Annotated in this window: 11 protein-coding genes; 9 read left to right on the top strand and 2 right to left on the bottom strand. The window is 71.4% G+C overall.

Annotated features, from left to right (window positions below):
• The first annotated feature begins 71 nt into the window (after positions 1–71).
• The 4 genes from ACZ69Q_RS01615 to ACZ69Q_RS01600 are packed head-to-tail and all read left to right on the top strand — an operon-like array spanning position 72 to position 4,122.
• Positions 72–2,756: a sensor histidine kinase gene (locus ACZ69Q_RS01615; RefSeq protein WP_471034457.1), complete on the top strand. Its 2,685-nt coding sequence runs from the start codon at positions 72–74 to the stop codon at positions 2,754–2,756.
• A gap of 11 nt (positions 2,757–2,767) precedes the next feature.
• A complete protein-coding gene (locus ACZ69Q_RS01610) occupies positions 2,768–3,187 on the top strand; it encodes a roadblock/LC7 domain-containing protein (protein WP_030961072.1) in 420 nt (139 codons plus the stop codon).
• On the top strand, positions 3,168–3,548 hold the full coding sequence (locus ACZ69Q_RS01605) for a DUF742 domain-containing protein (protein ID WP_471034452.1): 381 nt from the start codon (positions 3,168–3,170) through the stop codon (positions 3,546–3,548). Before ACZ69Q_RS01610 ends, ACZ69Q_RS01605 begins: the two co-directional genes overlap by 20 nt.
• Positions 3,535–4,122, top strand: coding sequence for a GTP-binding protein (locus tag ACZ69Q_RS01600; RefSeq protein ID WP_471034447.1), 588 nt, complete (start codon positions 3,535–3,537; stop codon positions 4,120–4,122). Before ACZ69Q_RS01605 ends, ACZ69Q_RS01600 begins: the two co-directional genes overlap by 14 nt.
• Here the strand turns inward: ACZ69Q_RS01600 and ACZ69Q_RS01595 are convergent.
• Positions 4,110–5,618, bottom strand: coding sequence for a M81 family metallopeptidase (locus ACZ69Q_RS01595; RefSeq protein ID WP_471034441.1), 1,509 nt, complete (start codon positions 5,616–5,618; stop codon positions 4,110–4,112). The two genes, ACZ69Q_RS01600 and ACZ69Q_RS01595, sit on opposite strands and share 13 nt — an antisense overlap.
• 84 nt (positions 5,619–5,702) lie before the next feature.
• Positions 5,703–6,887: an ROK family protein gene (locus ACZ69Q_RS01590; protein ID WP_471034435.1), complete on the bottom strand. Its 1,185-nt coding sequence runs from the start codon at positions 6,885–6,887 to the stop codon at positions 5,703–5,705.
• 152 nt (positions 6,888–7,039) lie between these two features.
• Here ACZ69Q_RS01590 and ACZ69Q_RS01585 point away from each other — a divergent pair, with 152 nt between their 5' ends.
• The 5 genes from ACZ69Q_RS01585 to ACZ69Q_RS01565 are packed head-to-tail and all read left to right on the top strand — an operon-like array spanning position 7,040 to position 13,234.
• On the top strand, positions 7,040–8,797 hold the full coding sequence (locus ACZ69Q_RS01585; RefSeq protein ID WP_471034431.1) for a peptide ABC transporter substrate-binding protein: 1,758 nt from the start codon (positions 7,040–7,042) through the stop codon (positions 8,795–8,797).
• A 3-nt stretch (positions 8,798–8,800) separates the two neighbouring features.
• Positions 8,801–9,760 carry an ABC transporter permease gene (locus ACZ69Q_RS01580; RefSeq protein ID WP_471034426.1) on the top strand — a complete coding sequence of 320 codons (960 nt, stop codon included), beginning with the start codon at positions 8,801–8,803 and terminating at the stop codon, positions 9,758–9,760.
• A gap of 32 nt (positions 9,761–9,792) precedes the next feature.
• Positions 9,793–10,665 (top strand): ABC transporter permease, encoded by an 873-nt coding sequence (locus ACZ69Q_RS01575; protein WP_471039987.1) that lies wholly within the window; start codon positions 9,793–9,795, stop codon positions 10,663–10,665.
• The gene (locus ACZ69Q_RS01570; RefSeq protein WP_471034422.1) at positions 10,662–12,290 is read left to right on the top strand and encodes a dipeptide ABC transporter ATP-binding protein; all 1,629 of its coding nucleotides are present in this window, start codon (positions 10,662–10,664) and stop codon (positions 12,288–12,290) included. The genes ACZ69Q_RS01575 and ACZ69Q_RS01570 overlap by 4 nt, the downstream gene beginning before the upstream one ends.
• Entirely contained in the window at positions 12,287–13,234 is a 948-nt protein-coding gene (locus tag ACZ69Q_RS01565) for an ROK family protein (RefSeq protein ID WP_471034418.1), read from the top strand. Before ACZ69Q_RS01570 ends, ACZ69Q_RS01565 begins: the two co-directional genes overlap by 4 nt.
• Positions 13,235–13,304 lie beyond the last annotated feature (70 nt).

Raw genomic sequence — 13,304 nt, 5'->3', positions numbered from 1 at the left:
GCTCGTCCTGACGTCCCCCAGCTCCTTCGCGCTGACCCCGCCCGCCCTCCGCTGATCGCCCTAGGACGACAATGTCTCCACGGACAGGTCCCCGGCGCCGCCTCGGCTCCATCCGTCTCTCCCTGATCCTGCTGGCGCTGGTACCCGGCGTCACGCTCGCCGCCGTCTGGAGCGTGACGACGATCCAGATGTTCTCGGAGGGCCTGGGGCTGCGGTCGCAGACCGGGCTGAGCAAATCGACGGGGGCCATGGGCACCGAGGCCACGCTCGCGCTCCAGCGGGAGCGCAGCTTCTCGGCCGTATGGCTCGCCACACGGCAGGACTCGGCGCGCACGGCGCTGGACGCGCAGCGCGGCAAGACCGACAAGGCGGTCGCCAAACTGCTCGCGCAGTCGGACGCGATCCAGATGGCGCCGGCCCGCATCAAGGACCGGCTGTACTCGGTCGTCGCGTCCGTGGGCAGCCTGGAGTACTACCGGGGCCAGGTGGACAACCCCTCCGACATCTCCGCCGTACAGGCGCTCGGTCAGTACACGTCGATCATCGACGACCAGATCCACGCCTTCCAGGAGCTCTCCCAGGTCGACGACGGCGACCTCACCTCGCAGGCCGGGCCGCTCGTCTCGCTGGAGCACGCGGCGGAACTGGTCTCCCGGGAGGACGCGCTGCTGACGCTGGCGTCACCGTCGCGGAGGATGGACGAGAAGAGGTGGACCCAGTTCACGGAGCTGGTGAACACCCGCCGCTGGCTCGTCAAGGACCAGATCCTGCCCTCGCTCACCGGGGACGCGAAGGCGGAGACGGAGCGGATCCTGGCCGGCCCGCAGTGGCGGACCCTGGAGCGGGTCGAGGACCGGGTGCTCGCGGCGCGGGCGACGGCAGGTGAGGACGGGTCCATCGCCGTTCCGGACGCCCAGAAGGAGTGGCGGGCGGCGCTGGTCGAGGTCTCCGACCAGTACTCGGTGCTGATCCGGCAGCAGACGTCCGGACTGCTCCAGCGCAGCGGCGACGAGGCGCGCGGCCTGCTGATCAAGGCCGCGTCGCTGAGCGCGGGCGGGCTGATCGCCCTGCTGCTGTGCGTGGGGATGTCGTGGCGGATCACCCGCTCGCTGTCCCGGCGGCTGCGCGGTCTGCGGGAGGCCACCCTGGGTCTCGCACAGGAGCGGCTGCCCGATGTGGTGGCCAAGCTGGAGCGGGGCGAGAAGGTCGACGTGGAGCTGGCGACGCCGCCACTGGACTACGGCCGCGACGAACTCGGGCAAGTGGCCATGGCGTTCAACACCGCGCAGCGCACCGCCGTGCACACCGCCGTCGAACTCGCCGACACCCGGCGCGGCTTCCAGAAGATCATCCTGGGCATCGCCAGGCAGAGCCAGAACCTGGTCAACCTCCAGCTCACCAAGCTGGACGCGCTGGAGCGCGCGCACCAGGATCCCGAGGTGCTCAAGGGCCTGTACGAACTGGACTCCACGGCCAGCCAGTTGCGCCGCTACGAGGAGAACCTCGTCATCATCAGCGGTGAGCGGCCGGGCCGGAGCTGGAGCGAGCCGGTCGCGCTGATCGACATCCTGCGCAGCGCGGTCGGCGAGGTCGCCGAGTACCGGCGGGTGGAGGTGCACACCGAGGAGGAGGTGCATCTCGCGCCGCCCGCGGTGGCCGACGTCATCCATCTGCTGGCCGAGCTCATCGAGAACGCCACGCTGTACTCTCCCGCGCCGGCGCCGGTCGGGGTGCGGGCCGCGATGGTGGCCAAGGGGCTGGCCGCGGAGGTCGAGGACCGCGGTCTGGGCATGTCCGAAGAGGAGTACGCGGCGTTCAACGCCCAGTTGGCCGAGCCTCCGCAGTTCGACGTGGTGGCGCTCGCCGACGACCTCCGGCTCGGCATGTTCGTGATCGGCCGGCTCGCCAGGCGGCACGGCATCACGGTCACGCTGCGCTCCTCGCCGTACGGCGGCACGACGGCGATCGTGCTGATCCCGCACGAAGTCGTGGTGCGGGACCTGCCCGGGGCCGACCGGGAACAGGTGGGGCACGCCGGGGCCGCCGAGCCGGAGGAGCCCGTACGGGAGGCCCGCCCCGTCGCGCAGGCCCGTACCGCGACCGCCCCGGCCCCGGAGCCCGGCGCCCGCCCGGACGGCCTCTCGCCGCTGCCGCGCCGGGTGCCGCAGACGAGCCTTGCGGCAGAGCTGCGCGAGGAGTCGGCCCCGGCCGAACAGAACGGCCACGACGAGGACTTCACCGCGGAGCAGGCCGCCTCCTCCCTGGCCGGCTTCCAACGCGGCACTCTCCGCGCCCGCGACGACGACAGCGACCAGACGCCGGACCCGCTCGACCCCGCAAACCGCCAAGGCCCGGACACCCCCGCCCGATCCCAGCACGGCACGCTCCAGGCCCGCGACGACGACCAGACGCCGGACCCGCTCGACCCCGCAAACCGCCAAGGCCCGGACACCCCCGCCCGATCCCAGCACGGCACGCTCCAGGCCCGCGACGACGACCAGACGCCGGACTCGCTCGACCCCGCAAACCACCCGGGCGCGGCCGCCCTGGCCGGCTTCCAGCGCGGCACTCTCCAGGCCCGCGGCGACGACGGCGACCTGGCATCGGACGCGGCCGAGGCCGTGGACCAGCGGGTTCCGGCCGTGCGGCGGGCGCGTGACGACGTCGCCTCCGACACGCCGCCCAGGGCCGATTCCGCCGCCGCCTCGCAGGCCGCCGCTCCCACGTCCTCCACCCCGCCCGCCGACCGCTCATGAAGGACACCGCCATGACACGCCCCACCCCAGCCACGGACACCCAGCTCGACCAGTTGCTCACCGGACTCGTGGAGCGGGTCGCCGACGTCAACCACGCCGTCGTGCTCTCCGAGGACGGCCTGGTGGTGAGCAAGTCCATCGGGTTCCTGCGCGACGACGCCGAGCGGCTGGCGGCGACCGCGTCCGGCCTGATGAGCCTCAGCAAGGGCGTCAGCATGGACTTCAGAGGCGGACCGGTGCGCCAGGCGCTGATCGAGATGGCCAACAGCTATCTGATCCTCACCTCCGCCGGCCCCGGCGCCCACCTCGTCGTCCTCACCAACCAGGGCGCGGATGTGGGGGTCGTGGCGTACCAGATGAACATGCTGGTGAAGAAGATCGGCGAGCACCTCTCGGCGGCACCGCGGGCCCATGTCGGCCCTGGCGCGTGAGGTGGGCGGAGACGATTCGGCGGGCCGGCTCGTACGTCCCTTCACACTGACCGGAGGACGCACCCGGCCCAGCCGTACCGACTTCACCCTGATCACAACCGTGACGGCGGTGGATCCACCGCCGGAGCGGGCACCTCGTCCACAGCCCGAGCAACTGCGGATCCTGCGGCGCTGCGCCCGGCCGCTCGCCGTGGCGGAGCTCGCGGCCCATCTGGACCTGCCGGTGAGCGTGGTCGCCATCATGCTCTGCGATCTGCTGGAGGCGGGCCTGATCACCGTTCACCCGCCGCACCCCGTCACCCCCCGTACCCCGGACCTGGACCTCTTGCAGAAAGTGAGGGACGGCCTTGGCCGGCTCTGACACCACCGTGGGGGCGGTCGCTCCGCCCGAAACGGTCAAGATCCTCATAGCCGGCGGCTTCGGCGTCGGGAAGACCACCATGGTCGGGTCGGTCAGCGAGATCGCCCCGCTGCGCACCGAGGAGTCCCTGACCACCGCGGGCCTGGGCATCGACGACCTCGACGGCATCGAGCACAAGCGCGCCACGACCGTGGCCCTGGACTTCGGCCGGATCACCATCAGCAGCGAGCTGGTGCTGTATCTGTTCGGTACGCCCGGCCAGCAGCGGTTCTGGTTCATGTGGAACGACCTGGCGATCGGCGCGCTCGGGGCCGTCGTGCTGGTCGACGTGCGCCGGCCGGAGTCCAGCTTCGCCGCGATCGACTTCTTCGAGCGGCGCGAGATCCCCTTCGTCGTCGGCGTCAACGGCTTCCACGGCGAACACCCCTACCCGGCCGAGGACGTCCGGGAGTCCCTCGCGCTGCCGGAGGACGTACGGGTGCTGCTGTGCGACGCGCGGGAGCGCGAGTCCTGCCGGGACGTGCTGATCGCCCTGATCGACCAGCTCATCGCGGACGCCCGTCAGGCGGACTGAGCCGGCGGCCGGTTCGCGGGCTCGACGATCCGGGCCGTGAGGTCCGGGTCGGGCATCGCCGGGTCGAAGGGGAACATGGGCCTGCGGATACGACGGTGGCCGAGCCGCACCAGCTCCTGGTCCACACCGCCCGGGGTCAGAGCCATCTTCCAGTCGGCGGCCATGGCGAAGAGCTCGGGCTCCAGATAACCGATCTTCACGATCACGACGTCGGCCGTCCGCGGGTCCAACTCCAGCTCGGTGAAGTCGCGTTCGAGGTGATACGGCTTGCGCAGCCGGGTCAGGATCACGTGCACGCTCCCGACCCGCAGCACGGCCTCCGTCCCGGCGTCCCGGTCGCCGTGCCGGACCGAGTGCACCACGCCGGTCATCGTGAGCGGCCCGGAGTGCCGGTCGTCGACCTCGGCGCCCGCGGTGACGGTGACCGTCGCACCGACGCCCGCCCGCACCGCCGTGTCGACCGCGGACGGTCCCGGCAGGGAGGCGTAGATGACGGCCGGGCCGGACGGGTCCTTGAACTCCGGCCGGTTCAGCACGTGTTGGAGTCCCCAGGTGACGTCTCCCGCGCCGCCCGCCGTCGGATTGTCGCCGGTGTCGCTGATGAAGAAGGGGCGGAGGGCGCCGTCTGCGAGGGCCTCGTCGAGACAGTCGTCGAGGGCGCCGGTGGGGGCGACGAAGGCGAAGTCGTGCCGGGCGTCCCAGAATCCGCGGGCGAGCCGCTCGGCACCGGCGGCGACGGCTGCCTCTTCGGGCCCGGTGACCACGGCCGCGGCGTGGTTGCGGGGCTCGTCCGCCCAGGCGTACCCGACCCAGATCGCGGCGTCGGTCACACCGTCGGCCGCCGCCACCTCGGCCACGGCCGCGTACACGCTCCTCGCCGGTTCGATACGGGTGGAGGTCTGCTCCCCGGCCAGCAGCACCGGCACCGGGACCCACGCCTTGACCGGGCGGGGCGCACCGCTCGCCAGGAGGTCCACGAGGTTGCGGGCCGCCCGTTCCTTGGTCTCCATGGCGTCCTCGTGCGGGGCCATGCGGTAGCAGGTGATCAGGTCGCTGAGGTGGACGAGCGGGCGGGAGACGTTGCCGTGCAGGTCCATGGACGTCGACACGAGGACGTCCGGGCCGATCACCTCGCGGACACGGGTGAGCAGGTCGGCCTCCGCGTCGTCGAGCCCCTCGACGGTCATCGCGCCGTGGATGTCGAACCAGAGACCGTCGACCGTCCCCAAGTCCCTGAGCCGGTCGATGAGTTCCGTGGACAGCTCGGCGTACGCGGCGGCCGTGACCGTGCCCCCGGGCAGCGCCTTGCCGACCAGCGCACCGCGCCAGTCGGCGGCTTCCCCGAGCGGCTCGCCCGGGGCCAGGAACGGGTAGCGGGTGAGGACGTCCTGCCCGCGCAGCGGGTGGAAGGCGGCGGCCTCGGTGCGGGCCGGGGAGAAGGTCGACGACTCGATGCCGAGGCCGGCGATCGCGAGAACGGGACGGGGCTGGGGCATGGCTCCTCCGGAGTCTGGCGGGGCGGCGGGCGGGGTGGGGCGTGGGTCAGGGTGGGGGCGGCCGGCAGGGTGGGGGCGTGGGTTTCAGGGGTGGGTGCCGGTGACGGAGTGCAGTGCGTGGGCGAGGGCCCGCTGGAGCGCGAACTGGCCCGCGCCGACCAGGCCGGCGTCGGCGCCGAGGCCGGCCCGCTCGATGACCAGGTGCTCGGTGACCAGAGGGTGGCAGCCTTCGTACAACTGGCTGCGGACGGCGGCGACGAAGGGCTCCAGCGTGGAGAGGATGCCGCCGAGGTACACCGCGTCGGGGTTGAAGAAGTTGACGTTGGCGGCGAGCACCATGCCCAGATAGCGGCCGGCCTGCCGGACCGCGCGTGTGGCCTCGGGGTCGGCGTCGCCCGCGAGCCGTACGACGTCCTCGGTGGACGTCACCTCCAGACCGCGCTCGCGCAGGATGCGGACCAGCGCCGCGCCCGAGGCGACCGTCTCCAGGCACCCGGTGTTGCCGCAGGAGCAGGGGATGTCGTGGGCTGCTTCGACGCGGACGTGGGTGATCTCGCCGGCGGCGCCCGAACCGCCCCGGTAGAGGCGGCCGTCGGCGATGACGCCGGCGCCGATGCCGGTGCCCGCCTTCACCATGATGGCCTGGCGTTGGCCGGCGGGCCGGACGCTGTGCTCGCCGACGGCCATGCAGTTGGCGTCGTTCTCGATGGCCACGGGGACCCCGAACCGCTCCTGGAGCCAGTCCCGTACCGGGAAGCGGTTCCAGCCGGGCATGCGCGCGGGCAGCGTCACCAGGCCCGGCTCGACGTCGACCGGTCCGGGCAGGCAGAGCCCGACGCCCCTGAGGAGTTCTGACCCGTGCCGGTCGGCGAGGCCCTGAAGGGTCTCCACGAGTGCGGGCAGGGATGCCTCGGGGCCGTCGGCCGTCGCGAACGGCACGGTGGAGACGTCGGTGAGGCCGCCGCCGGGGTGGACGACGCCGACGTGGGCGTGTCTGCCGCCGAGTTCGGCCGCCACGGCGTATCCGTCGCCGCCGCCGAGCCGGAGGACCTTGCGCGGCCGTCCGCCGTTGGACGACAGGGTGCCCTCCTCGGTGACCAGGCCGTAGTCGAGCAGCTTGCCCACCGCGAACGAGACCGTCGACGGCGCCGCGCCGAGCAGTTCGGACAACTCCGTGCGGGTGGACGCCTGCCCGGAGGCGAGGAGTTCGAGGATGCGCCGGGTCAACGACCCACTTTTTTCAGTCATGGACGAAGTTACTTCCGTCATCTGCGGCCGGGACAGCGAGAGTAGGCCCGCGGAAGCCACTCCCGGCTATTTCCAGAACAGCAGAAACAGACTTTTTACAACGGCACTCCTGTTTCTTCGAACAGACGCGGCGTTCACTGACTGCACCTCGCTTCTGTCCCCTGAGGAGAGCCATGTCCCCTGCTCGCACGAGACTCCTCGCCGGTTCCGCCGCCCTGTCCGCCGGCACCCTGCTGCTCGCAAGCTGCTCCGGGAGCAGCGGCACCTCGTCCGGATCACGCGACTCCATCAACTACGCGCTGCCCGCGAACTTCACGCCGAACTGGATCCTGCCGATCGGCACCGCGGCGCACCTGAACACCAACAACATCTCCATCGCGAACACGCTGTGGGAGCCGCTCATCGCCTACGACGGCTCCACCGGCGAGATCGCCTGGAACAAAGCCGGTTCGGTCGCCACCGCCGCCGACTTCGCGCCGGACGGCAAGAGCGTGCGGATCACGCTGGGCGACCGGCACTGGAGCGACGGCAAGCCGATCACCTCCCGTGACGTGCGGTTCTGGTTCGACCTGATCAAGGCGAACAAGAAGGAGTGGGCGGGCTACAACCCCGGCCAGGCGCCGGACAACTGGACGTCCTTCAAGGCCGAGGACGACCGCCACTTCACGATCGCCTTCGACAAGGCCTACAACCCGCAGTGGATGCTGGCGAACGAGCTGAGCTCCATCACCCCGCTCCCGCAGCACGTGTGGGACAAGGGCGGCGACGCCAAGCAGGTGTGGACCGTCCTCAACAACGCCGCGAAGAACATCGGCGGTTACGACAAGAACGCGCTGTGGAAGACCATCAGCGGCCCGTACGCGGTCAAGTCGTACTCGACGGCCGGCAAGGTGGTCCTCACCGCCAACAAGAAGTACGACGGCGGTGAGAAGCCGGCCATCCCCACGGTGAACCTGCTCCCCTTCACCACGGCGGAGGCCGAGAAGAACGCCCTGCGCTCCGGCAGCGTCGACTACGGCTACATCGAGGCGACCGACCTGGACCAGAAGGACAGCTTCACCGCGCAGGGGTACGAGGTGAAGCCGTGGTCCGGCTGGGCGATCACCTACATGCCGTACAACTTCAACAACCCTGCGATGGGCGCCGTGTTCAAGCAGCTCTACGCCCGCCAGGCCGTCCAGCGCTCCATCGACCAGGCCAGTCTCGCCAAGGTCGTCTTCAACGGCACGGCAGTCGCCGGCTACGGCCCGGTCCCGCAGGGGCAGGCGTCCGACTTCGTCTCCCAGGCGCAGAAGGACAACCCGTACCCGTTCTCGACGACGGCCGCCCGAAAGCTGCTGACCGGCCACGGCTGGACCGAGCAGGGCGGGGTCATGACCTGCACGGACCCCGGGAGCGGCGCCACCCAGTGCGGTGATGGCGTGGCCAAGGGCACCGAGTTCGAGATGCAGGTGCTGTCGCAGTCCGGCTCGACCGTCACCGACAACATGATGAGCGCGATCCAGTCCTCGCTGGCGAAGAGCGGCATCAAGTTCTCCATCAAGACCGCGCCGGTCAACTCGGTGCTGGCGCAGACCCCGCAGTGCGAGGCGGACCAGTCGATCTGCAAGTGGCAGTTGTCCTTCTTCGGCACGGCGGGAAGCTGGTACTTCCCCGCCTTCCCGACCGGTGACTCGCTGTTCCAGACCGGCGGCGGCTCGAATTTCGGCAACTACACCAACCCGGCGGTCGACAAGCTCATCTCCGCCTCCACCACGTCGAGTTCGACCAGTGCCGTACAGGACTACAGTGCCGCGCTCGCCAAGGACCTGCCGGTGATCTGGCTGCCGGAGCCCGTCTACCAGATCTCCGTCGTCAGGAGCGGACTCGGCGGCTTCTCCCAGGACTCACTCGCCAACTTCCACCCGGCGCAGTGGAAGTGGACCGGCTGACGCATGGGCACGCTGTTGTATCTCACCCGCCGGTTCCTCCAGGCCCTCGCCGTGATCCTGATCGTGACGATCGTGGTGTTCTGCCTGCTGCACGCGCTGCCCGGCGGCCCCGCACGCGGGATCCTCGGCCCGCAGGCGACGGCCCAGCAGATCGCCGCGTTCAACCACGAGCAGGGGCTCGATCGTTCGATGCCCGTCCAGTACGTCTACTACTTGCGTGAGTTGGCGCAGGGTGACCTCGGGACGTCGTACACGCTCAACGAGGCGGTTTCGCGGCTGATCGAGCAACGGCTGCCGAAGACACTGGTGTTGACCGTGCTGTCGGCGCTGGTCGGGCTGCTGCTGGCCGTTCCGCTCGGCATGTGGCAGGCCGTGCGGCGCAACAAGCCGGCCGACTACGTCATCACCACGCTGAGCTTCGTGGCGTACTCGACGCCGGTGTACTTCCTGGGCCTGATCCTGGTGCTGGTGTTCACGCAGACCCTGCGCTGGTTCCCCTCGCTGGCGCCCCAAGGGGACACCCTGGTACAGGTGCTCGCGGATCCGGCGGCGCTGGTGCTGCCGGTCGTGACTGGGGCCGCGTCCATGGTGGCCGTGTTCAGTCGGTACATGAGGGCGGCGACGCTGGAGAACCTGTCCGAGGACTATGTGCGGACGGCTCGCGCCGGGGGTGCCGGGCAGTACGCGGTGCTGTTCCGGCATGTGTTCCGCAACTCCCTGACGCCGGTGGTGGCGATGCTCGGGTACTACGTGCCGGTGCTGTTCGGTGGGGCGTTGGTGGTCGAGCAGCTCTTCAACTATCCGGGGATGGGGCTGTTGTTCTGGAGTGCGGCCCAGTCGTCCGACTATCCGGTGCTTTTGGGGTGTGTCCTGGTGATTTCCGTCGCGACGGTTGTGGGGACCTTGCTTGCGGATGTGGTGCAGCGGGTTGTCGATCCTCGGGTTAAGGAGGGGCGCGCGTGAGTGGTCGTGTTGAAGCCGCGCGCCGGTGGGGGCTGGGCGCGCCCCGCGGCGGAGCCGTAAATCGAAACAGCCCCGCGCCCCTAAGAGCGCGCTTCGCGCGCAACAAACTCGCGGTGGCCGGCGTATCGGTCGTGGGCCTCTTCCTCCTCTTCTGCTTCATCGGTCCCCTCCTCCACTCCACCGACCAGACCCACACCGACCTCACCCAGGTCAACCTCCCGCCCAGCGGAGCGCACTGGCTCGGTACCGACGCCGTCGGGCACGACCAGCTCGGGCGGCTCATGTACGGCGGCCAGGTCTCGCTGCTGGTCGGGCTCGCGGCCGGGGTGCTCGCTACCGTCATCGGGACGCTGTGGGGTGCGGTGGCGGGGTATGCGGGCGGCTGGGTGGACGCGGTGATGATGCGGGTCGTGGACGCCGGGATCGCGATCCCCGCGCTGTTCATCCTGCTGGTCGTCTCCGCGATCACCTCACCGGGCACGCTCGGGCTGATCGTGATCCTCGGTCTGGTGTCCTGGCTGGTGCCGTCCCGGCTGGTGCGGGCGGAGACGCTCACGCTCAAGAACCGGGACTATGTGCTGACCCTGCGCGCGACCGGCGGCACGCACGGGCGGGCCATCCGCCGGCACATCCTGCCGAACTCGGTGTCGACGATCGTCGTCGCCGCCACCTTCCAGGTCGCGGACGCGATCCTGCTGGTCGCGTATGTGTCGTATCTCGGGCTGGGTGTCCAGCCGCCGAAGACCGACTGGGGCGGCATGCTGTCGGCGGGTCTGACGGCGGCGTACTCCGGGCGCTGGTGGCTGATCGTTCCGCCGGGCCTTGCGATCATCCTCGTCGTCTGCGCGTTCAACGCGATCGGCGACGGGCTGCGGGACACCTTCGACGTGAAGGGACGCGGATGAACATCCTGGAGATCGCCGATCTGGGCGTGACCTTCTCCACCGGCACGGGTGACGTGCCGGCCGTGCGTCAGGTGTCGCTGCACGTGCGGCCGGGCGAGACGCTGGCCCTGGTCGGGGAGTCGGGGTCCGGCAAGTCGACCGTGGCGCTCGCCGCGATGGGGCTGCTGCCGGGCACCGCACGGGCCTCGGGGCGGGTGGTGGTCGACGGCACCGACGTGGTGGGCGCGCCGGAGGCCGCGCTGGCCAGGCTGCGGGGCCGTACCGCCTCCATGGTCTTCCAGGAGCCGGCGACCGCCCTCGATCCGCTGACCCGGGTCGGCTCCCAGATCGCGGAGGTCATACGGAACCACCGGAAGGTCTCACGGTCGCAGGCCGCCGGCGAGGCGGTCGAGCTCCTGCGCCGCGTCGGCATTCCCGAGCCCGGGAAGCGGGCTTCGGCCTTTCCCTTCCAGTTGTCGGGCGGGCAGCGTCAGCGGGTCGTCATCGCCATGGCGATCGCCAACTCTCCGGCCCTGCTCGTCGCCGACGAGCCGACCACCGCGCTCGACGTGACCGTGCAGGCCGAGATCCTTGATCTGCTACGGCGGTTGGCGGCCGACTCGGGCACCGGCGTGCTGCTGGTCACGCACAACATGGGCGTGGTCGCCGACTTCGCGGACCGGGTGGCCGTGATGCTGCGGGGCGAGGTCGTGGAGACGGGGACCGTGGAGGACGTACTGCTGCGGCCGCGGCACGAGTACACGCGTGGCCTGCTGGCCGCGGTGCCCCGGCTGCGGCTCAGCGGCGAGGACGCTCCCGCGACGGTCGAAGCACCGGTGGTGCGACTGCGGGACGTGTCCGTGCGGTTCGGGCGGGTCCAGGCCCTCGACGGTGTCTCCCTCGATGTCCGTCCCGGTGAAACCGTCGGCCTGGTGGGCGAGTCCGGGTCGGGCAAGTCGACGGCGGCCAGGGTCGCGCTCGGGCTCGTCGCGCCCGTCTCCGGCTCGGTGTCGCTGTTCGGCACGGATCTGGGGCGGGCCCGGGGGCGCAAGCGTCGTGCCCTGCTGTCCGGCGTCGGTGTGGTGCTCCAGGATCCGGTGGCCTCGCTGGATGCGCGGATGAGCGTGGCGGAGTGCGTGGCCGAGCCGCTCAGGGTGCACCGGCGGGGCATGACGGCCGCCGAGCGGCGGGCCAGGGTCGCCGAGGTGCTGGAACTCGTGCGCCTGCCGACGGAGTTGGCGAACCGTGGGCCGCGCGAGCTGTCCGGCGGTCAGCGGCAGCGGGTGAGCCTCGCGCGGGCGCTGGTGCTGCGGCCCCGGCTGCTGGTCGCGGACGAGCCGACGAGCGCCCTGGATGTGAGTGTGCAGCGGACGGTGCTGGAGGTGATCGCCGAGTTGCAGCGCGAGCTGGGGTTCGCGTGTCTGCTCGTCTCCCACGACCTGGCCGTCGTCCAGGAGTTCGCGCGCCGGGTCGTCGTCCTGCGGGACGGGCGGATCGAGGAACAGGGGCCGACCATGGCGACCCTGCTGAACCCCGGGAAGGAGTACACGCGCCGGCTCATCGCGGCCGTACCCGTGCCGGATCCGGTGCTGCAACGGCGGCGCCGGGAAAGCCGGGCGACTCTCGGGACGGGGGCCGGCGCGTGACGCGTGCGGTGCTGGCCGGTGTCGACATCGGCGGTACGACGACGCAGGTGGTGCTGTGCGACCCGGATCTCGGCGTCCTGGACCGCGTCGGCGTGTCCACCCCGGCGGCGGACGGCGGCGCGGCGATGGTCGGCGCCGCGCTGGATGCCGTACGACTGCTGCTCGGCCGTACGCCCGGGCGGCTGCTCGGCGTAGGGGTGGGCGCGGCGGGCGTGGTGGACGCGCGGGCCGGGCGGGTGCTGGTGGCGAGCGACTCGTTCCGGGGCTGGGCGGGGTTCGCGGTGACGGCGGCGGTCGAGAAGGCGCTGGGCGTGCCGGCGTTCCTGGACAACGACGTCAACGCGTTCCTGCGCGGCGAGGCGACGGCCGGTTCGGTGGCGGGCGCGCCGCATGTGCTCGGGATGACGCTGGGCACCGGTGTCGGCGGAGCACTGTGGCTGGACGGCGGGCTGTACGACGGCCCGCACGGTGCGGCGGGCGAGATCGGGCACGTGCCCGGCTTCGGCGCTCTGCCGTGCACCTGCGGCGGGCGCGGGCACCTGGAGACGCTGGCCTCCGGCCGTGCGATCGCCGCCCGGTACGCCGAGCGCGCCGGTCTCCCGCGCACGGCCCGGGAGGTCGCGAAGGCGGCGGCCTCGGGCGACGGGGACGCGGTCGCCGTATTTGAGGAGGCGGGTGCCGCCGTGGCCCGTGCCCTGCTCGTCACGGCCGGGTTGCTGGACGTCACCACGGTGGTCGTCGGCGGTGGCGTGAGCCGCTCCTGGGCCCTGCTGGAGCGCTCGATCCATGGCGCGCTGACCGCCGAGCCGCCCGTCAGCGGCCATCTGGTCCGCGTGCTGCCGGCCGGGCTCGGCGCCGACGCGGTCGCGGTCGGGGCGGCGGCACGCGCGCGTGCGGAACTCGGGCCCTTGACGGACCGGGTGGCGGGAGTCCGCCAAGCGTGACCGACAGCCACCCGACGGGACGCCACCTTCCACGTCGGCCACCGGGCAGCAAAGCGGGGTTGTGACGGGC

This window comes from Streptomyces sp. NPDC036764, assembly GCF_055609385.1.
This window is presented reverse-complemented; position numbering and strand designations above follow the sequence as displayed.

Excerpts from the sequence above, each read along its gene's own strand:
- ACZ69Q_RS01585 (WP_471034431.1), top strand. The coding sequence starts at position 7,040 with ATGTCCCCTGCTCGCACGAGACTCCTCGCCGGTTCCGCCGCCCTGTCC.
- ACZ69Q_RS01615 (WP_471034457.1), top strand. The coding sequence starts at position 72 with ATGTCTCCACGGACAGGTCCCCGGCGCCGCCTCGGCTCCATCCGTCTC.
- ACZ69Q_RS01605 (WP_471034452.1), top strand. The coding sequence starts at position 3,168 with ATGTCGGCCCTGGCGCGTGAGGTGGGCGGAGACGATTCGGCGGGCCGG.
- ACZ69Q_RS01610 (WP_030961072.1), top strand. The coding sequence starts at position 2,768 with ATGACACGCCCCACCCCAGCCACGGACACCCAGCTCGACCAGTTGCTC.
- ACZ69Q_RS01570 (WP_471034422.1), top strand. The coding sequence starts at position 10,662 with ATGAACATCCTGGAGATCGCCGATCTGGGCGTGACCTTCTCCACCGGC.
- ACZ69Q_RS01590 (WP_471034435.1), bottom strand. The coding sequence starts at position 6,887 with ATGACGGAAGTAACTTCGTCCATGACTGAAAAAAGTGGGTCGTTGACC.
- ACZ69Q_RS01595 (WP_471034441.1), bottom strand. The coding sequence starts at position 5,618 with ATGCCCCAGCCCCGTCCCGTTCTCGCGATCGCCGGCCTCGGCATCGAG.
- ACZ69Q_RS01580 (WP_471034426.1), top strand. The coding sequence starts at position 8,801 with ATGGGCACGCTGTTGTATCTCACCCGCCGGTTCCTCCAGGCCCTCGCC.